This is a genomic window from Myceligenerans pegani, from assembly GCF_014892515.1.
GTDB classification, from domain to species: Bacteria; Actinomycetota; Actinomycetes; order Actinomycetales; family Cellulomonadaceae; genus Myceligenerans; species Myceligenerans pegani.
Map to the genome: position 1 here is coordinate 57,536 of NZ_JADBGR010000089.1, position 19,016 is coordinate 76,551.

The window sequence follows — 19,016 nt, forward strand, 5'->3', positions numbered from 1 at the left end:
GGGTGATCCCCGGGAGACACCCGGATTTTCGGTGTCCACACTGGTCAGCCGGGTGGACGCCAAGCTAGCGTCTCCGCGTGAGCGTCATCGACTTCCCCCGTACCCCTGTACCACCCGTCCCTCCCGCCGGCCCCCAGGCTCTCCGCGGCCTGGGGCGTCCGGGACGCGCGGTTTACGTGGTGCTGTCCCGGAGCAGCACGGTCCCGTCCCGGCTCATCGGAGCGCTGACGCGGGATCGCCTGACGCACGCCGCGCTCGCCCTCGACCCGGACCTGGAGTACATGTTCGGGTTCGGCCGGCGGGGGACGAGGAACGCCCTGTCCGGCTGCTTCCGGCGGGAGCGCCTGGACGACCCGCTGTACGAGCGCATGGGGAGCCTGCCCGGGCTCGTCCTCGAGGTCCCGGTCACGGTGATCCAGCACGACGCGATCCGGGCGCAGGTGGAGGCCTTCCTGCTGGACGGGCACCGCTACCGCTACAACTTCGCGGGGCTGCTCGACCACGTGACCGGCCGGACCCGGGAGGACGCCTACCGGTTCTTCTGCTCCGAGTTCGTGTACCACGTGCTGCACCAGGCGGGCGTGTGCGACCTGCGGATCCCGCGCAGCCAGGTGCGGCCGCAGACGCTGCTGTCGCTTCCGGGCCGTGTGGTGTTCGAGGGCGACCTGCTCCGCTACCGCGTGGCGCGTCCGGTCCGCACCGCGTGACGCGGCGGGTCGGGATCGGCGCCCCGGACGGCGCCGTGCGACCCGGCGTCCGGGCCGCGGTGCGGCCCCCGCCCGCCGCAGGTGGCAGGATTCTCCTGTGCAAGGATCCAGTTCCGAGACAGAAGCGGGCCCCGGGCTCGACCCCGCGGTCGCCGAGCGGCTGAAGCGGGACGACGCCGGCCTCGTGGCCGCGATCGTCCAGCAGCACGACACCCGCGAGGTGCTCATGCTCGGCTGGATGGACGACGAGGCGGTCCGCCGCACCCTCACCTCCGGACGCGTGACGTTCTGGTCACGCTCGCGCGGCGAGTACTGGCGCAAGGGCGACACCTCGGGACACGTGCAGTACGTGAAGGCGGTCAGCGTCGACTGCGACGGCGACGCCCTGCTCGTCGAGGTCGACCAGGTCGGCGCCGCCTGCCACACCGGCGCCCGCACCTGCTTCGAGGCGGGCGGCGACCTCGGCGCCGTGGTCGCGGGCCGCCCCCGGCCGGCGACGGCGGACGCCGGGGCGCGGCCCGCCGACACCCTGGAGGAGGCCGACCGGTGACCCAGCCGACCACGACCCCCGCACCCGCACCCGCCCCCGCCCCCGCATCCACCGCGGCCCCCGGCGGCGCCCCCGCCGACCTCGCCTGGGGCGACACCTGGCCCGGGCTCGCCGACTTCCGCGCGCTGGCCCCCGACCGCCGTGTCATCCCGGTGGTCCGCAAGGTCCTCGCCGACGACACCACTCCCGTCGGCCTGTACCGCACGCTCGCGGCCGGCGCGGGCTCGTTCATCATGGAGTCGGCCGAGGCCACGGGGGAGTGGTCGCGCTGGTCGTTCGTCGGCGTGGCCTCCCGCGCGATCCTCACGTCGGCCGGCGGCCGAGCCCGCTGGACCGGCGACGTCCCGGTCGGCATCCCGGCCGAGGGCGACGTGCTCGACGTCGTCCAGGCGACCCTCGAGGCGCTGCGCACCCCGCGCCTGGCGAACCTCCCGCCGTTCACCGGCGGCCTGGCCGGCTCGCTGGGCTGGGACGTCGTGCGCCACTGGGAGCCCACGCTGCCCGCCGACGCCCCCGACGAGCTGCACGCCCCCGAGCTCGCGCTCTGCCTGGCCACGGACCTCGCGGTGGTGGACCACCGCGAGGGCACGGTCTGGCTGGTCGCCAACGCGATCAACGGGGACGACACCGCCGAGCGCGTCGACGAGGCGCACGCCGACGCCGTCGCGCGGCTCGACGCGATGCAGGCCCGCCTCGCGGTCGGGACACCGCCGGTCACCACGGTCGTCGCCCCCGGCGACGGCGCGCCCGGCCTCCCGGAGCCCGCCCTCGAGTTCCGCTCCACCCGCGAGGAGTTCGAGGACGCCGTGGCCGCCGCCAAGGAGGCGATCCGCGACGGCGAGGTCTTCCAGGTCGTTCTGTCCCAGCGGCTCGACCTCGACTGCCCGGCCGACCCGCTCGACGTGTACCGCGCCCTGCGCACCATCAACCCGAGCCCGTACATGTACTACTTCCGGCTCCAGGACGCGGACGCCCGCCCCGTCGCCGTCGTCGGCTCCAGCCCCGAGACGCTGGTCAAGGTGAGCGACGGCCACGTCACCACCTACCCGATCGCCGGTTCCCGGCCGCGCGGGGCCCACCCCGAGGAGGACGTGGCCCTCGGCGAGGAACTGCTCGCCGACCCGAAGGAGCGTGCCGAGCACCTCATGCTCGTCGACCTGTCCCGCAACGACCTCGTCAAGGTCTGCGAGCCCACCTCCGTCGAGGTCGTGGAGTTCATGCGGGTGCGCCGGTTCAGCCACATCATGCACATGTGCTCCACGGTCGTCGGCCGGCTCCGCGCGGCCGCCACCGCGCTGGACGCGCTGCGCGCCACCTTCCCCGCCGGAACCCTGTCCGGCGCGCCGAAACCGCGGGCCATCGCGCTCATCGACGAGCTCGAGCCCGCCTCGCGCGGCATCTACGGCGGCACCGTCGGCTACTTCGACTTCGACGGCGACATGGACATGGCCATCGCCATCCGCACCGCGATGATCGCCGGCGGCCGCGCCCACGTGCAGGCCGGCGCCGGCATCGTCGCCGACTCCGTGCCCCGCCTCGAGTACGAGGAGTCGCGCAACAAGGCGGCCGCCGCCGTGCGCGCCGTCCAGTTCGCCGCGAGGTTCCGCCCGGCATGAGCGAGTCCGCCGGCGCGAACCCGCGCACCCCGCTCACGCGCACGCGCGCCCTGCTCGCCCTCCTCGGGCTCGGCGGCATCGCCCTCGCCGCGACGTCCGCCACCTGGGTGACCACCGAGGTGGCCACGGCGCTGCGGCCCGGCGTCGCCGTCGCGGCCACCGGCGCCGAGGCAGCCCCCGTCGTGGGCGCCGCCGCGCTCGTCCTGCTCGCCTGTGGTCCCGCGCTCGCGCTGACCGGACGCGCGGGCCGGTACGTCGTGCTCGCGGTCGCCGCGCTCGCCGGGGCCGGCGTGAGCACGGGGGCGCTCGCCGTCGTCGTCGACCCCACCGCCGCGGGCACCTCGGCGGCCGCGGCGGCGGCGGGCGTCACCGACCTGACGGCTCCCGTCGTCCTGTCGCCCTGGCCGTGGACGACGGCGGTCGCGGGCGCGCTCGCCCTCCTCGTCGCGGTCGCGGCGGCGCTCGCGGCCCGGCGCTGGCCCGCGGCCACCCGTCGCCACGAGCGCGACACGGCCGGGGGCGAGGGGCGGACCGCCGTCGCGCCCGGAGCGGCCGGGACGGAGGCGGAACGGTCGGGGGCCGCGGAGGCGGCGTCCCCGACGACCGAGCCCGACCCGGCCGACGACTGGGACGCGCTCACCCGCGGCGAGGACCCGACGCGCGATGACGGTTAGGCTGGGACAGGGCGGCACGGCCGCCCGAGATCCTGACGTCGAAAGGCACCACACCACGATGACCGAGAACCAGTCCGCAGCCACCGAGGTCGCCTACCTGCCGGAGGCCGCCCCGCCGCACAACCACGGGCACACGGTGGCCGCCTGGGTCACGATGACCGGCATCATGGTCGGTGCCCTGGTCTCGACGGCCGGCGTCGTCGTCGACGGCGCGTTCTGGCTGTTCTGGGCCGGTCTCGTGGTCTGCGCCGGCAGCCTCGTGGTGGGCGGCGTGCTCAGAGGGATGGGCCTGGGGCAGCGATGAGCGCGCCGGCGCCCGGCCGGGCCCGCAACTCGCTGGGCGTCTGGTCCCTCGTGCTCGGCGGTGCGTCGTTCCTGCTCTTGCTCGGCGTGCTGACCGGTATCCCGGCGATCCTCGTCGGCAACGACGGCCGCCGCGCCGTGCGAGCCGGCCAGGCCGACAACGAGGCCGTCGCGACGGCGGGCGTCGTGCTGGGCTGGGCGTCGGTCGCGGCGACGCTGGTCGGTGCCGGGATCGTCGCCTACATGATGGTGTCGGGCGATCGATGACCGAGCCGACGGCGGCCGTGGTGGCGGAGCCGGGCGCGGACGTTCCCGCCCCGGCGGGGAGCCTCCCTGCCGACGACGGCCCGGCGGCCGGCCCCGGGACGGCGGGCGGCACGCGGCCCCTGCTCCACCGCCTGCGGGCGCCGCTCGTGACGGCCGGAGCGGTCGGCGCCGGGACCCTGCTCCTCGCCCTGCGCACGCCGCACGAGCCGCACAGCTACGGGTTCTGCCCGCTGCTGCTGGTCACCGGATTGGCCTGCCCCCTGTGCGGTGGCCTGCGCGGCACGTACGAGCTCGCCCACCTCGACCTGGCGGGTGCCTGGGCGATGAACCCGCTGTGGGTGCTGCTGGCGCCGGCGCTGGTGGTGCTGTGGTCGGTGTGGTTCCTCCGCCGGGCGCGCGGCCTGGCGGGCCCTCGCCTCCCGTCGTGGACGCCGTGGGCGCTGCTCTGGTCCCTGGTGGCGTTCGGCGTGCTCCGCAATCTCCCGCCGCTGGTCCCGTACCTCACACCCTGGCTCTGATCTCCGGCGGCCGAGCGGGTGCACGCCCGCGGCGGCCGACGGCCGCCCCGGCCGGAACTGTGGGTTAGCGACAACATCCCCGCCGGGCTGTGTACGTCCCGGCAGGGCGCACCGGGAGCTTCGCCGGATAGCGTCGCCGGCGACCGAGGGAGCGATGATGTGAAACCTACAAACGGAACCCGATCAGAGCGGCTGGACCGCCCCGTGACGGCGCGCCGGCGCCCCGGCGCGCGGCCACGCCGCGGAGGCCGCTCCGGGCTGCCCGGATGGTCCGCGTGGTCCGCATGGTCCATGCTGGGATCGCACGCCCGTCCCGACAGGTGGCGGGTGACCGGAACACCGTCCGCGACGTCCTACGATGAACCGCAGGGCGGACACCGCAGCTCAGGCAAGCGCACGGGAGGCACACGTATGGCGGTCCTGGACGACATCGTCGCAGGGGTCCTCGAGGACCTCGCGGAGCGTGAGGCGCGCACGCCGCTCGACGACCTCAAGGAGAAGGCGTCGCGCATGCCCGGAGCGCTCGACGCCGTCGGCCGCCTCAAGGACCCCGAAGCGGTCGCCGTGATCGCCGAGGTGAAGCGGTCCAGCCCGTCCAAGGGATCGCTCGCCGCGATCACCGACCCCGCGGCGCTCGCCGTCGAGTACGAGCACGGCGGCGCGGCCGCGATCTCCGTGCTCACGGAGCAGCGCCGGTTCTCCGGGTCGCTGGCGGACCTGGACGAGGTGCGCGCCCGCGTGGACGTGCCCGTGCTGCGCAAGGACTTCATCGTCACGCCGTACCAGGTGTGGGAGGCCCGCGCGCACGGCGCCGACATCGTTCTCCTCATCGTGGCCGCGCTGGAGCAGACGGTGCTGACGTCGCTGGTCGAGCGCGTGCACTCGCTCGGCATGACGGCGCTGGTCGAGGCGCACGACCTGGAGGAGGTGCGCCGCGCGCTCGACGCCGGTGCCCGCGTGGTGGGGATCAACCACCGCAACCTCAAGACCCTCGAGATCGACATGACGGTGTTCCAGCGGCTCGCCCCGTACGTCCCGGACGACGTGGTGCGCATCGCGGAGTCCGGCATCGGCGGCCCGCGGGACGTCATGGAGATGGCGCGGGCGGGGGCGGACGCCGTCCTGGTCGGCGAGGCGCTCGTGACGGGCGAGGCGCCGCGCGCCTCGGTGGCGGACCTCGTGGCCGCGGGCGCGCATCCGTCGCTGCGCTCCGTGCGCCCCTCCTGACGACACCGGTTCCCGGCGACGCCCTGGCGAGGACCCCTGACGACGAGGACGATGAGAACGACGAGAACGCGGCAGCGTGAAGGAGAGCACCCATGAGCCTGGCCGAACGCCTGGCGGACGTGTCCGGGCCGTATTTCGGTGAGTTCGGCGGGCGGTTCGTGCCGGAGGCGCTCATCGCGGCCCTCGACGAGCTCGAGACCGAGTACGCGAAGGCCGCCGGCGATCCGGCGTTCGGCGACGAGCTCGCCCGCCTTCACCGCGAGTACACCGGACGCCCGAGCCCGCTCACCGAGGTGCCGCGCTTCGCCGCGCACGCCACCGGCGACGGCGCTCCCGGGAGCGTGCGCGTGCTGCTCAAGCGCGAGGACCTGAACCACACCGGCTCGCACAAGATCAACAACGTGCTGGGCCAGGCGCTGCTGGTCAAGCGCATGGGCAAGCGCCGCGTGATCGCGGAGACCGGGGCGGGCCAGCACGGCGTCGCGACGGCGACCGCGGCCGCCCTCATGGATCTCGAGTGCGTCATCTACATGGGCGAGGAGGACACGCGCCGGCAGGCGCTGAACGTCGCCCGGATGCGGCTGCTCGGCGCGGAGGTGGTCCCCGTGACCGCGGGCACCCGCACCCTCAAGGACGCGATCAACGAGGCGTTGCGGGACTGGGTGACGAACGTCGAGCACACGCACTACGTGCTGGGCACCGTCACCGGGCCGCACCCGTTCCCGGAGATGGTGCGGCAGTTCCACCGGATCATCGGCGAGGAGGCGCGCGGGCAGCTGCTGGAGCGCACGGGCCGCCTGCCCGACGCGGTCGCGGCGTGCGTGGGCGGCGGGTCGAACGCGCTCGGCATCTTCAACGCGTTCCTGGACGACGAGGGCGTCGCGCTGCACGGCTTCGAGGCCGGCGGCGAGGGCATCGAGTCCGGCCGGCACGCCGCGCGGTTCTCCGGCGGCTCGCCCGGCGTGCTGCACGGCGCACGCTCCTACCTGCTGCAGGACGACGACGGGCAGACCCGCCCCAGCCACTCCGTGTCGGCGGGGCTGGACTACCCGAGCGTCGGCCCGGCGCACTCCTGGCTGCACGACCTGGGCCGCGCCGAGTACGAACCCGTGACCGACGACGAGGCGATGGACGCCTTCCGGCTGCTGTGCCACACGGAGGGCATCATCCCCGCGATCGAGTCCGCCCACGCCCTGGCGGGAGCGCTGCGGCTGGGACGCCGCGCGGCCGCGGAGGGGCGCACCGGGCCGGACGGGACGCCGTACACGATCCTCGTGAACCTGTCGGGCCGCGGGGACAAGGACGTGGCCACCGCGGCGCGGTGGTTCGGCCTGCTCGACGAGGGCGTGGCGTCCGAGGAGCTGGAGAAGATGGAGGGACGAGGGTGATGGTCTCGACGAGCCCGGCCACCGGGACGGGGACGACGGCGGGGCCGGGCGGCGCGCCCCGGGCCGGCGAACTGATCGCGCGCCTGCGCGACGAGGAGAACCGGCCCGCGCTGGTGGGGTACCTGCCCGTGGGCTTCCCGGACGTGGAGCGGTCGATCGAGGCGCTGCTCACGCTCACGGACAACGGCGTGGACGTCATCGAGCTCGGCATCCCGTACTCCGACCCGGTGATGGACGGCCTCGTGATCCAGGAGGCGGCCCAGGCCGCGCTCGACGGCGGCGTCCGCGTGACGCACGTGTTCGAGGCGATGCGACGGATCCGGGAGCACGCCCCGCACGTCGCGGTGCTGCCGATGACCTACTGGAACCCGGTGCTGCGGTACGGCGTCGAGGAGTTCGCGCGGGACCTGGTCGCCGCCGGCGGCTCCGGGCTCATCACGCCCGACCTCATCCCCGACGAGGCCGGTGCCTGGATCGCGGCGAGCGACGAGCTCGGCCTGGACCGGGTGTTCCTCGTCGCGCCGAGCTCCACGCCGGAGCGGCTGGCCCTCACGGCGCGCGCGTCGCGCGGATTCGTCTACGCGACGTCCCTCATGGGTGTCACGGGGGTGCGGGCCAGCGTGGGCGAGCGGGCCGAGCAGCTCGTGGCCGACACGCGGGCGGCGGGCGCGGAGCACGTCTGCGTGGGCATCGGCGTGTCCACCGGGGCGCAGTCCGCCGAGGTGGGTCGCTGGGCCGACGGCGTGATCGTCGGGTCCGCCCTGGTCCGGACCCTGCTCGGGGACGCGCCGTGGGACGCGCGTCTCAGTGATCTGGCCGAGCTCACCCGTGACCTGGCTTCCGGGGTACGGTCGGCACGTGCCGCGCACGGCGCGCACTGACCCGCCGCCGAGAGACCCGGAGCACACGTGATCCCGTCGTGGCTTCCCGCGAGCCTGCCCAGCCCGCCCGAGCACACCTGGTACCTGGGCGTCGTCCCGGTCCGGGCGTACGCCGTGGCGCTGCTGGCGGGGATCGTCGTGGCGGTCTGGGTCGCGATGGTGCGCTGGCGGGCGCGTGGCGGCGATCCGTGGGACGTTCTCGACGCCGCGTTCTGGGCGGTGCCGTTCGGCATCGTCGGCGGGCGCGTCTACCACGTGCTGTCCGCGCCGGACACGTACTTCGGCTCCGGCGCCGATCCGCTCGCCGCGCTGCGCGTCTGGGAGGGCGGGACGTCCTTCTGGGGCGCGCTGGCGGGCGGCGCGCTGGGCGCGTGGATCGGGTGCCGGACGCACGGCCTGCGCCTCTCCTCGCTCGCCGACGCCGCCGCGCCGGGCCTGCTCCTGGGGCAGGCCGTCGGGAGCCTCGGCAGCTGGTTCAACCAGGAGCTGTACGGCAGGCCCACCGATCTGCCGTGGGCCCTCGAGATCGACCGTGAGCACCTCGTGACGAACCCCGCCACGGGCGTCGCCTACCCCGAGGGAACCCTGTTCCACCCGACCTTCCTCTACGAGATCCTGTGGTACCTCGCGGCGGCGGGAGTTCTGCTTTTCCTCGACCGGCGGTTCAAGTTCGGTCATGGCCGGGTATTCTGGGCGTACGTCGTGCTCTACACTCTCGGCCGGGTCTGGATCGAGATGATGCGGATCGACGAGACGGAGATCCTGCTGGGTCTCCGGCTCAATGTCTGGACGTCGATGGTCCTGGGCCTCGTGGCTCTGGCAGTCTCGGCAGTCCTGGCACGCCGGTTCCCTCAGCGGGAGGAATCGGTGGAACGGGGACCGGGTCCGGCCACCACCGGGCCGGCACCCGAGACCATGCGAAGGGCGTGAGCGACCGACCACCCATCGGTTGCGCGCCCAGTCCGATTCCGGGCCGACGGCGCCCCGGTGACCAGTTCGATGTGCGTCCGGCGTGCCCGGACGTCTGTGAGGATCCATGACCATGCCGTTGCACCGGACCGAAGCCCGAGGGCTCTACGACCCGTCCGCGGAGCACGATGCCTGCGGTGTGGCGTTCGTCGCCACGCTCCGCGGCACGCCCGGACGCGACATCGTGGACGCCGGTCTGACCGCCCTGCTGAACCTCGACCACCGCGGCGCCGTGGGCGCGGAGGAGGACACCGGCGACGGTGCCGGCATCCTGACGCAGATCCCCGACGCCTTCCTGCGCGACGTGGTCGACGCCGAGCTGCCCCCCGCGGGCCGGTACGCCATCGGCACGGCGTTCCTGCCGACCGACGAGGCGGAGCGCGACCAGGTCGTCGCGCGCGTCGAGGCGCTCGCGGCCGAGGAGAAGCTCGACGTGCTGTCCTGGCGGGACGTGCCGGTCGACGCCTCGATGGTGGGCCCCACGGCTCGCGCCACCATGCCGGTGTTCCGCCAGCTCGTGGTGGCCGACCCGTCCCGCGAGCTGGGCGGCATCGACCTCGACCGGCGCTGCTACCGCCTGCGCAAGCGCGCGGAGCGGGAGCTGGACCTGTACTTCGCCTCGCTCTCGGCGCGCACGGTCACGTACAAGGGCATGCTCACCACCGCCCAGCTCGAGCCGTTCTTCGGGGACCTCCAGGACCCGCGGTACGCGACCGAGATCGCGCTCGTGCACTCGCGCTTCTCCACGAACACGTTCCCGTCCTGGCCGCTGGCCCAGCCGTTCCGCACCATCGCGCACAACGGCGAGATCAACACCGTGCGCGGGAACCGCAACTGGGTGGCGGCGCGCGAGGGCACCATGGCCTCGGACGTGCTCGGCGACTTCGACCAGCTGCGCCCGGTGTGCTCGCCCGGCGCCAGCGACTCCGCGAGCTTCGACGAGGTGCTGGAGCTGCTGCACCTGTCCGGCCGCTCCCTGCCGCACGCCGTGCTGATGATGGTGCCCGAGGCGTGGGAGAACCACACCGAGATGGACGCCGACCGGAGGGCGTTCTACGAGTACAACGCCAACCTCATCGAGCCGTGGGACGGCCCGGCGGCCCTCACGTTCACCGACGGCGAGCTGATCGGCGCGGTGCTGGACCGCAACGGCCTGCGGCCGGGCCGGTTCTGGGTGACCGACGACGGCCTCGTGGTCCTGGCGTCCGAGGCGGGCGTGCTCGACATCGACCCCGCCTCGGTCGTGCGCAAGGGCCGCCTCGAGCCCGGCAAGATGTTCCTGGTCGACACCGGGTCGGGCCGGATCGTCGAGGACGACGAGATCAAGACCGGTCTGGCCACGCGTCACCCGTACCGCCGGTGGATCGACGAGCACTCCGTGTACCTGGACGACCTGCCCGAGCGGGAGCACGTCGCGCACAGCACGGCGTCCGTGCGCCGCCGCCAGCGCGCCTTCGGGTACACGGAGGAGGAGCTGAAGATCCTGTTGACGCCGATGGCGTCGTCGGGCGCGGAACCGCTCGGCGCGATGGGCTCCGACACCCCGATCGCGGTGCTCTCGCAGCGTCCGCGCCTGCTGTTCGACTACTTCACGCAGATGTTCGCGCAGGTGACCAACCCGCCGCTGGACGCCATCCGCGAGGAGCTGGTGACGTCGATCGGCAGTGCCATCGGCCCGGAGCCGAACCTGCTCGCCGACGTGCCGGAGCACGCGCGCAAGCTCGTCGTCGGCTTCCCCGTGCTCGACAACGACAAGCTCGCCAAGATCGTGCACGTCGACCGCGACCCCGGGCTCGAGGGGGTGTTCCGCAGCGAGGTCGTGCGCGGCCTGTACGACGTGTCCGGCGGGGGAGCGGCGCTGCACGCGCGTCTCGAGGAGATCTTCGCCGAGGTCGACGCCCACGTGGAGGCCGGCGCGAGCTTCATCGTGCTGTCCGACCGGCACTCCACCGCCGAGCTCGCCCCGATCCCGTCGCTGCTGCTCACCAGCGCGGTGCACCACCACCTGGTGCGCAAGCACACCCGTACGCGGGTCTCGCTCGTGGTGGAGGCGGGTGACGTGCGCGAGGTGCACCACGTCGCGCTCCTGATCGGCTACGGCGCCGCCGCGGTCAACCCGTACCTCGCCATGGAGACCGTGGAGGACCTGGCCCGCCGCGGCTACCTCGGCGTCACGCCCGAGACCGCGGTCGCGAACCTCATCAAGGCGCTCGGCAAGGGTGTGCTCAAGGTGATGTCCAAGATGGGCATCTCGACGATCATGTCGTACCGCGGCGCCCAGATCTTCGAGGCCGTCGGGCTCTCGCACGAGCTCGTCGAGGACTACTTCACCGGCACGACATCGCGCCTGGGCGGCATCGGGCTCGACGTGATCGCGGCCGAGACGGCCGCGCGGCACGCCGAGGCCTATCCCCGCTCGGGCAACCGCGGCCCGGCGGACCGCCTCACCACCGGCGGCGAGTACCAGTGGCGCCGCGACGGCGAGGAGCACCTCTTCGACCCCGAGACGGTGTTCCGGCTGCAGCACGCCACCCGCGAGGGCCGGATGGACGTGTTCCGCCAGTACACCCGCCGGGTGGACGAGCAGTCCCAGCGGCTCATGACGCTGCGCGGCCTGCTGCGGTTCAGCCCGGACCGCGAGCCGGTGCCGATCGACGAGGTCGAGCCCGTGTCCGAGATCGTCAAGCGGTTCAACACCGGCGCGATGTCGTACGGCTCGATCTCCGCGGAGGCACACGAGACGCTCGCGATCGCGATGAACCGGCTCGGCGGCCGGTCCAACACGGGCGAGGGCGGCGAGGACCCCGAGCGGCTCTACGACCCGGAGCGCCGCAGCCGGGTGAAGCAGATCGCCTCGGGGCGCTTCGGCGTGACGTCGGAGTACCTGACCAACGCCGACGACATCCAGATCAAGCTCGCGCAGGGCGCCAAGCCCGGCGAGGGCGGGCAGCTGCCCGGCAACAAGGTGTACCCGTGGGTGGCGCGCACCCGGCACTCGACGCCCGGTGTCGGCCTCATCTCGCCGCCGCCGCACCACGACATCTACTCGATCGAGGACCTCGCCCAGCTGATCCACGACGCCAAGAACGCCAACCCGGCCGCCCGCATCCACGTGAAGCTCGTCAGCGAGTTCGGCGTCGGCACGGTCGCGACGGGCGTCTCCAAGGCGCACGCCGACGTCGTGCTCATCTCCGGGCACGACGGCGGGACGGGCGCCTCCCCGCTCACGTCGCTCAAGCACGCGGGCACGCCGTGGGAGATCGGCCTGGCCGAGACCCAGCAGACGCTCGTGCTGAACAACCTGCGCGACCGCATCACCGTCCAGGTGGACGGCCAGATGAAGACCGGCCGCGACGTCGTGGTGGCCGCGCTGCTGGGGGCGGAGGAGTTCGGGTTCGCCACCGCGCCGATGGTGGTCTCGGGCTGCGTTATGATGCGCGTGTGCCACCTGGACACCTGCCCGGTGGGCGTGGCCACGCAGAACCCCGAGCTGCGCAAGCGGTTCACGGGCAAGCCGGAGTTCGTCGAGAACTTCTTCGAGTTCATCGCCCAGGAGGTCCGCGAGCACCTCGCGGCGCTGGGCTTCCGCTCCCTCGAGGAGGCGGTGGGCCACGTGCAGGTGCTGGACACCCGCAAGGCCGTGGACCACTGGAAGGCGCAGGGCCTGGACCTGGGCCCGGTGCTGGAGCGCATCGAGCCGCCCGCCGGCTCGGCGCTGCACCGCACCAAGGACCAGGACCACGGCCTCGACCGCGCGCTCGACAACCAGCTCATCGCCGCCGCCGGGCCCGCCCTGGAGCGCGGCGAACGGGTGACGGTCGAGGCGCCGGTGCGGAACGTCAACCGCACGGTCGGCACGCTGCTGGGCCACGAGGTGACCAGGCGCTACGGCGGCGACGGGCTCCCGGACGGCACGATCGACGTGACCCTCACCGGGTCGGCCGGTCAGTCCTTCGGCGCGTTCGTCCCGCGCGGCGTCACGCTGCGCCTGTACGGCGACGCGAACGACTACCTGGGTAAGGGTCTCTCGGGCGGGCGCATCGTGGTGCGCCCCGACCGGGCGGCGGTGCTCGACGGCGCGGCGAACGTCATCGCCGGTAACGTCATCGGGTACGGCGCCACGTCCGGCGAGGTCTTCCTGCGCGGCCGGGTGGGCGAGCGCTTCGGCGTGCGCAACTCCGGCGCCACCCTGGTGACCGAGGGGGTGGGCGACCACGCCTGCGAGTACATGACGGGCGGCACGGTGCTGGTGCTCGGCCCGACCGGCCGGAACGTCGGCGCCGGCATGTCCGGCGGCGTCGCCTACGTGCTGAACCTGCGCGACGGCGCGGTGAACGCCGCCGCGCTGGCCTCGGGCGAGCTGTCGCCGGCCCCGCTCGACGACGCCGACTGGGACGTGGTCCGCACCCTGCTGGAACGGCACCGGGCCGAGACCGGCTCGCTCGTGGCGGGTGAGCTGCTGGAGGACCCGGCCGCGCGGGAGCGCTTCACGCGCATCCTGCCGCCCGGCTGGGCCCGCGTCCGCGAGGCCCTGGCGACGCACGACCTGGACGAGAACGAGTGGGACCCCGCGCAGTGGGACCGGATCATGGAGGTGGCTCGTGGCTGACCCGCGTGGGTTTCTGAAGGTTCGGGAGCGGGAGCTCCCGCCGAACCGTCCCGTCGAGGTGCGTCTGCGGGACTGGAAGGACACACACGACCTGCGGCAGAAGGACCAGCCGTTCCTCAAGGAGCAGGCCGGGCGCTGCATGGACTGCGGCATCCCGTTCTGCCACCAGGGCTGCCCGCTGGGCAACCTCATCCCCGAGTGGAACGACCTGGTGTGGCGCGGCCAGTGGGCCGACGCCATCGACCGCCTGCACGCGACCAACAACTTCCCGGAGTTCACCGGACGCGTGTGCCCCGCCCCGTGCGAGACGTCGTGCGTGCTCGGGATCAACCAGCCGGCCGTGACGATCAAGAACGTCGAGGTGTCGATCATCGACGAGGCGTTCGCGCGCGGGCTCGTCACCCCGCACGTGCCCGAGCGCCTGACCGACTCCACGGTCGCCGTCGTCGGCTCCGGCCCGGCCGGGCTCGCCGCGGCGCAGCAGCTCACGCGCGCCGGCCACACCGTCGTCGTGTACGAGCGGGACGACGCGATCGGCGGCCTGCTGCGGTACGGCATCCCCGACTTCAAGCTGGAGAAGCACCACATCGACCGCCGCCTGGCGCAGATGGAGGCCGAGGGCACGCGCTTCCGGCCGGGCGTGGAGATCGGCCGGGACATCTCGTGGGACGCGCTGCGCCGCCGGTTCGACGCGGTCGTCGTCGCCACCGGCGCCACCGTCCCGCGCGACCTGCGGCTGCCCGGCCGGGAGCTGGACGGCGTGCACTTCGCGATGGACTTCCTCACGCCGCAGAACGAGGTCGTGGCGCGGGCGGGCGACGACGGCGAGCTGCCGGCGTTGCCCGAGGGGGCGCCGTCGGCGGCGGGCAGGCACGTCGTCGTCATCGGCGGCGGAGACACCGGCTCCGACTGCGTCGGCACCGCGCTGCGGCAGGGCGCCGCGAGCGTCACGACGCTGGCGATCGGCCGCAGGCCGCCGAGCGAGCGGCCGGCGAACCAGCCGTGGCCGACGGACCCGATCCTCTTCGAGGTCTCCACCTCCCACGAGGAGGGCGGCGAGCGGAAGTACCTCGCCTCCACGGTCGAGTTCACCGACGACGGGGAGGGCAGGGTGCGCTCCCTCAAGGTCGCCGAGACGGAGTACCTGTCCGACGGGCGCCGCGTCCCCACGGCCGGCACCGAGCGGGAGATCCCGGCCGACCTGGTCCTGATCGCGATGGGCTTCACCGGTCCGGAGACCCAGCCGCTCGAGGAGCAGACCGGCATCGAGATCACCGATCGCGGCCTGGTGGCGCGCGGCGAGGACTACGCCGCGAGCCTGCCGGGCGTGTTCGTGGCCGGCGACGCGGGCCGCGGGCAGTCGCTCATCGTGTGGGCCATCGCGGAGGGCCGCGCCGCGGCCGCCGCGGTGGACGAGTACCTGGTGGGCGGCACCGAACTGCCCGCCCCGGTGCGCCCCCGGACCCACGCCCTGCGGGCCTGACCCCCGGGGCCCGACAGAATGTTCACCTGACGTTGTGTCCGCCCACAGCGCGTCATGCCCGTGGGCGGGCATAGCCTGAGTACCGAGAAGACCATGGCCCGAACGGGCCATGCGGACCCCGAGCCTGTGTTCGTGCCCCTGCCTCGCACGTACAGACGCGCGGGCGCCGCGAGACGACGAGGCTGGAGACATGCGCAGAGCAAAGATCGTGTGCACCATCGGACCCGCGACGGCGTCGCCCGAGCGACTGCGGGAGCTGGTGGACGCCGGCATGAACGTGGCGCGGATCAACCGCAGCCACGGCGAGCAGTCCGAGCACGCGGAGATCATCAAGAACGTCCGGCAGGCCGCGGAGGACGCCGGCATCTCGGTGGCGGTCCTCGTGGACCTGCAGGGCCCCAAGATCCGGCTGGGCCGGTTCGCCGGCGACGAGAAGCACTACCTCGAGGTCGGTGACCGGTTCACCATCACCACCGAGGACGTGGAGGGCACCAGGGAACTGGTCTCCACCACCCACAAGGGCCTGCCCGAGGATGCCCGTGTCGGCGACCCGATCCTCATCGACGACGGGAAGGTGCGCGTCGTCGTCGAGGCCGTGGAGGGCCCGCGCGTCGTCACGCGCGTCGAGGTGGCGGGGCCGGTGTCCAACAACAAGGGCCTGAACCTGCCGGGCGTGGCCGTGTCCGTGCCCGCGCTGTCCGAGAAGGACACCGACGACCTGCGCTGGGGCCTGGCCCAGGGTGCCGACTTCATCGCGCTCTCGTTCGTGCGGTCCGCCAAGGACTACGAGGACGTGCGCCGGATCATGGAGGAGGAGAACCGCACCGTCCCGGTGATCGCCAAGATCGAGAAGCCGCAGGCGGTCGAGAACCTCGCCGAGGTCGTGGCGGCGTTCGACGGCGTCATGGTGGCGCGCGGCGACCTCGCCGTCGAGATGCCGCTCGAGCAGGTGCCGCTGGTGCAGAAGCGCATCGTCGAGCTCGCCCGCCGCAACGCCAAGCCCGTCATCGTGGCCACGCAGGTCCTGGAGTCGATGACGAACTCGCCGACGCCGACCCGTGCGGAGGCGTCGGACTGCGCCAACGCGGTGCTCGACGGCGCGGACGCGGTGATGCTCTCGGGCGAGACGTCGGTGGGCGAGTACCCGATCCTCACGGTCGAGACGATGGCCCGGATCATCGAGGCCACCGAGGAGGCGGGCCGTGAGCGGATCGCCCCGCTCGGCTCGACGCCGCACACCCGCGGCGGCGCGATCACGCGGGCGGCGGCCGAGATCGGCGAGCGGCTCGGTGTGAAGTATCTGGTGACGTTCACGCAGTCCGGCGACTCGGCGCGGCGCATGTCGCGGCTGCGCTCGTCGATCCCGCTGCTGGCGTTCACGCCGGAGACGGGCGTGCGCAACGCGCTCTCGATGACCTGGGGGACCACGCAGTACCTCGTGCCCAAGGTGGACAACGTGGACGCGATGGTGGACCAGGTCGACACGACGCTGCAGGCCAACGGGCTGGCCGAGAAGGGCGACCTCGTGGTCGTCGTCTCCGGCGCGCCCGTGGGGGTGCCCGGCACCACCAACTCGATCCTGGTGCACCGGATCGGGACGAAGGCCGACGGGCGGACCGCCTCCGTCTGACCTCGGTCCGACACGTCGGTCCGACGAGGCGCGGACCACCCACGGCGCGTGGACGGGGAGATCTCCCCGTCCACGCGCCCTTTTTCATCCTTGTCGACCCGATGCGGGTGTGGAAGCGTTACCACCCAACATCGGGCGGCCTGTCGCCGTCCGGCGGTAGCACGGGGGCATGCCGCTGACGACGACGTCAGGCCCACCAACGAGGGTGAAGAGCGAGAGATGATTCGAAAGACCCGTGCCACATCCGCGGCGGGCGCGATCGCCTCGGCGGCCGCGCTGGCCGGTTGCGCAGGCGTTCTCGGTGCCGGCGACGAGCCGGAGGACGGCGGCCCCGTCACACTGACGATCACCACGTTCGGGACCATGGGGTTCGAGGAACTGTACGAGGAGTACGAACGGGGCCACCCCGGGATCACGATCGAGGCCACGAACTACGACCAGGGCGGCGAGGCCCGTGCCGCGTTGTTCGAGGCGTTCGAGTCGGGAGCCGCGCCGCCCGACATCGTCGCCCTCGAGGAGGGCTGGCTGGGTCAGGTGATGGCGGTGGACGAGCGGTTCGTCGACCTGCGGGACTACCACATCGACTCGGCGAGCTGGCGATGGGTGCCCTGGAAGTACGAGCAGGGCACGGCCCCGTCCGGCCGGGTCATCGGCGCCGGGACCGACATCGGCCCGATGGGCCTCTGCTACCGGAGGGACCTGTTCGCCCAGGCCGGCCTGCCGACCGACCGCGAGGACGTCGCCAGGTACTTCCAGGCGGAGGGCGGCGGCTGGGACCGGTACTTCGACGTCGGGCGCGAGTACCGGGCCGCGACCGGCAACGCCTGGTACGACCAGCCGCTGTACGTCTGGAACGCGATGGTGAACCAGCTGGGCCAGGGGTACTACGACATCGACGGCCGGCTCATCGTCGGCGAGAACGCCGAACTGGCGGCGCAGTGGGACCGCCTGGCCCGCGCGCAGGCCGACGGGCTGTCGGCCGGTGAGGCGGCGTGGGACTGGGACGGGGGCAAGGCGTTCACCGACGAGTCGTTCGCGACGTTCATGTGCCCCGGGTGGATGCTCGGCGTCGTGAAGGACCAGCTGCGGAACGCCGGAGGCGGTCCGGAGACGGGGTGGGACTTCGCCGACGTGTTCCCCGGCGGCGCGGCCAACTGGGGAGGCTCGTTCCTGGGCGTGCCGGCGGCCTCCGAGCATCCCGATCAGGCCGCCGAGCTCGTGCTCTGGCTCACCAAGGCCGAGCAGCAGGAGAAGGCGTTCGAGGTGGCGGGGACCTTCCCGAGCACCGAGGAGATGGTGACGGTGTACCTGAAGTCCCGGAAGGGCGATCCCGTCTTCGGCGGCGCGCCGACCGCGGCGATCCTGGCGGGCCGGACCGAGGGCGTGCGGTCGCAGTACAAGGGCCCGCTCGACTCGCAGATCCAGGACGATGCCTTCGGTGAGGCGCTGACCGCGCTGGACCGGGGCGAACTGACCGCGGACGCGGCCTGGGACCAGGCGCTGGCGGCCGTCGAGGAGCTGGCGTCGGGCGAGGGCGGTGAATAGGGGTGTCCGAGGGGCGCGACGACGGCCCACCGGAGTCGCGGCAGAGGAGGCACGAAAGGGTAACGATCTTACCTGTCAGCAACCGGATAGTGCCCGATGCTGCGACATCGCCGTTGTCGGTCCCGTTTAGGGACTTGACGGGGGATCGCGACCTTGGGCACGATGACGGTCACACACGATGGAAGCGCTCCCACGCACCTCGTGGAAGGCGTCCCCCAGCGGCGTGCCGGGGCCGGCGCGTCGGAACAAACGTCAGCAAGACAAAGGAGTCAACCGTGCTCAGCAGCACTCGATCAGGTGGCCGCCGCGTCGCGGTCACCGCCGGAATTGCCACCCTGGCGCTCGGCCTGGCCGCATGCGGCGGCGGGAACGAGGGAGGCGAGGCGGACGAAACCGCCGGCAGCGACGAGCCGATCACGCTCACCGTGGCCACGTTCAACAACTTCGGGTACACCGACGAGCTTCTCGCGAAGTACACCGAGGAGAACCCGCACGTGACCGTGGAGCAGACCGTTGCCGCGGAGGCCGCCGACGCGCGGACCAACCTCACCACGAAGCTCGCCGCGGGCGGCGAGGGCCTGGCTGACATCGAGGCCATCGAGGTGGACTGGATCAGCGAGCTGGCCCAGTACCCCGACCTGTTCACCGA

Annotated in this window: 15 protein-coding genes and 1 pseudogene; all 16 read left to right on the forward strand. The window is 73.1% G+C overall.

The features are described 5' to 3' along the window. Positions 1 to 77: 77 nt before the first annotated feature. A complete protein-coding gene (locus tag IIE03_RS14440) occupies positions 78 to 707 on the forward strand; it encodes a hypothetical protein (RefSeq protein WP_192863457.1) in 630 nt (209 codons plus the stop codon). Between the two features lie 97 nt (positions 708 to 804). Continuing rightward, entirely contained in the window at positions 805 to 1,257 is a 453-nt protein-coding gene (gene hisI / locus IIE03_RS14445) for a phosphoribosyl-AMP cyclohydrolase (protein WP_192863458.1), read from the forward strand. Further along, the gene (locus IIE03_RS14450) at positions 1,254 to 2,873 is read left to right on the forward strand and encodes an anthranilate synthase component I (RefSeq protein ID WP_192863459.1); all 1,620 of its coding nucleotides are present in this window, start codon (positions 1,254 to 1,256) and stop codon (positions 2,871 to 2,873) included. The genes hisI and IIE03_RS14450 overlap by 4 nt, the downstream gene beginning before the upstream one ends. Then, positions 2,870 to 3,547: a Trp biosynthesis-associated membrane protein gene (locus tag IIE03_RS14455; protein WP_192863460.1), complete on the forward strand. Its 678-nt coding sequence runs from the start codon at positions 2,870 to 2,872 to the stop codon at positions 3,545 to 3,547. The genes IIE03_RS14450 and IIE03_RS14455 overlap by 4 nt, the downstream gene beginning before the upstream one ends. A 58-nt stretch (positions 3,548 to 3,605) precedes the next feature. Next, positions 3,606 to 3,851, forward strand: coding sequence for an HGxxPAAW family protein (locus tag IIE03_RS14460; RefSeq protein ID WP_192863461.1), 246 nt, complete (start codon positions 3,606 to 3,608; stop codon positions 3,849 to 3,851). Next, positions 3,848 to 4,117: a DUF4190 domain-containing protein gene (locus IIE03_RS14465; protein ID WP_192863462.1), complete on the forward strand. Its 270-nt coding sequence runs from the start codon at positions 3,848 to 3,850 to the stop codon at positions 4,115 to 4,117. The genes IIE03_RS14460 and IIE03_RS14465 overlap by 4 nt, the downstream gene beginning before the upstream one ends. Beyond that, complete coding sequence (locus tag IIE03_RS14470) at positions 4,114 to 4,635, forward strand: DUF2752 domain-containing protein (RefSeq protein WP_192863463.1); 522 nt, start codon at positions 4,114 to 4,116, stop codon at positions 4,633 to 4,635. The genes IIE03_RS14465 and IIE03_RS14470 overlap by 4 nt, the downstream gene beginning before the upstream one ends. A gap of 411 nt (positions 4,636 to 5,046) precedes the next feature. Further along, positions 5,047 to 5,862, forward strand: coding sequence for an indole-3-glycerol phosphate synthase TrpC (gene trpC / locus IIE03_RS14475; protein ID WP_192863464.1), 816 nt, complete (start codon positions 5,047 to 5,049; stop codon positions 5,860 to 5,862). Between the two features lie 92 nt (positions 5,863 to 5,954). Then, the gene (trpB, locus tag IIE03_RS14480; RefSeq protein WP_192863465.1) at positions 5,955 to 7,250 is read left to right on the forward strand and encodes a tryptophan synthase subunit beta; all 1,296 of its coding nucleotides are present in this window, start codon (positions 5,955 to 5,957) and stop codon (positions 7,248 to 7,250) included. Continuing rightward, a complete protein-coding gene (gene trpA / locus IIE03_RS14485; protein ID WP_192863466.1) occupies positions 7,250 to 8,131 on the forward strand; it encodes a tryptophan synthase subunit alpha in 882 nt (293 codons plus the stop codon). Before trpB ends, trpA begins: the two co-directional genes overlap by 1 nt. Before the next feature lie 30 nt (positions 8,132 to 8,161). After that, positions 8,162 to 9,061, forward strand: coding sequence for a prolipoprotein diacylglyceryl transferase (gene lgt / locus IIE03_RS14490; RefSeq protein WP_192863477.1), 900 nt, complete (start codon positions 8,162 to 8,164; stop codon positions 9,059 to 9,061). Between the two features lie 106 nt (positions 9,062 to 9,167). Then, on the forward strand, positions 9,168 to 13,709 hold the full coding sequence (gene gltB, locus IIE03_RS14495) for a glutamate synthase large subunit (protein ID WP_192863467.1): 4,542 nt from the start codon (positions 9,168 to 9,170) through the stop codon (positions 13,707 to 13,709). Continuing rightward, positions 13,702 to 15,192 carry a glutamate synthase subunit beta gene (locus IIE03_RS14500; RefSeq protein ID WP_192863468.1) on the forward strand — a complete coding sequence of 497 codons (1,491 nt, stop codon included), beginning with the start codon at positions 13,702 to 13,704 and terminating at the stop codon, positions 15,190 to 15,192. The genes gltB and IIE03_RS14500 overlap by 8 nt, the downstream gene beginning before the upstream one ends. Before the next feature lie 190 nt (positions 15,193 to 15,382). Continuing rightward, positions 15,383 to 16,822, forward strand: a complete 1,440-nt coding sequence (gene pyk / locus IIE03_RS14505) for a pyruvate kinase (RefSeq protein WP_192863469.1) — start codon at positions 15,383 to 15,385, stop codon at positions 16,820 to 16,822. A gap of 219 nt (positions 16,823 to 17,041) precedes the next feature. Further along, a complete protein-coding gene (locus tag IIE03_RS14510; protein ID WP_192863470.1) occupies positions 17,042 to 18,367 on the forward strand; it encodes an ABC transporter substrate-binding protein in 1,326 nt (441 codons plus the stop codon). A gap of 275 nt (positions 18,368 to 18,642) precedes the next feature. Then, positions 18,643 to 19,016, forward strand: a pseudogene (locus tag IIE03_RS14515) (carbohydrate ABC transporter substrate-binding protein); the annotation flags it as partial.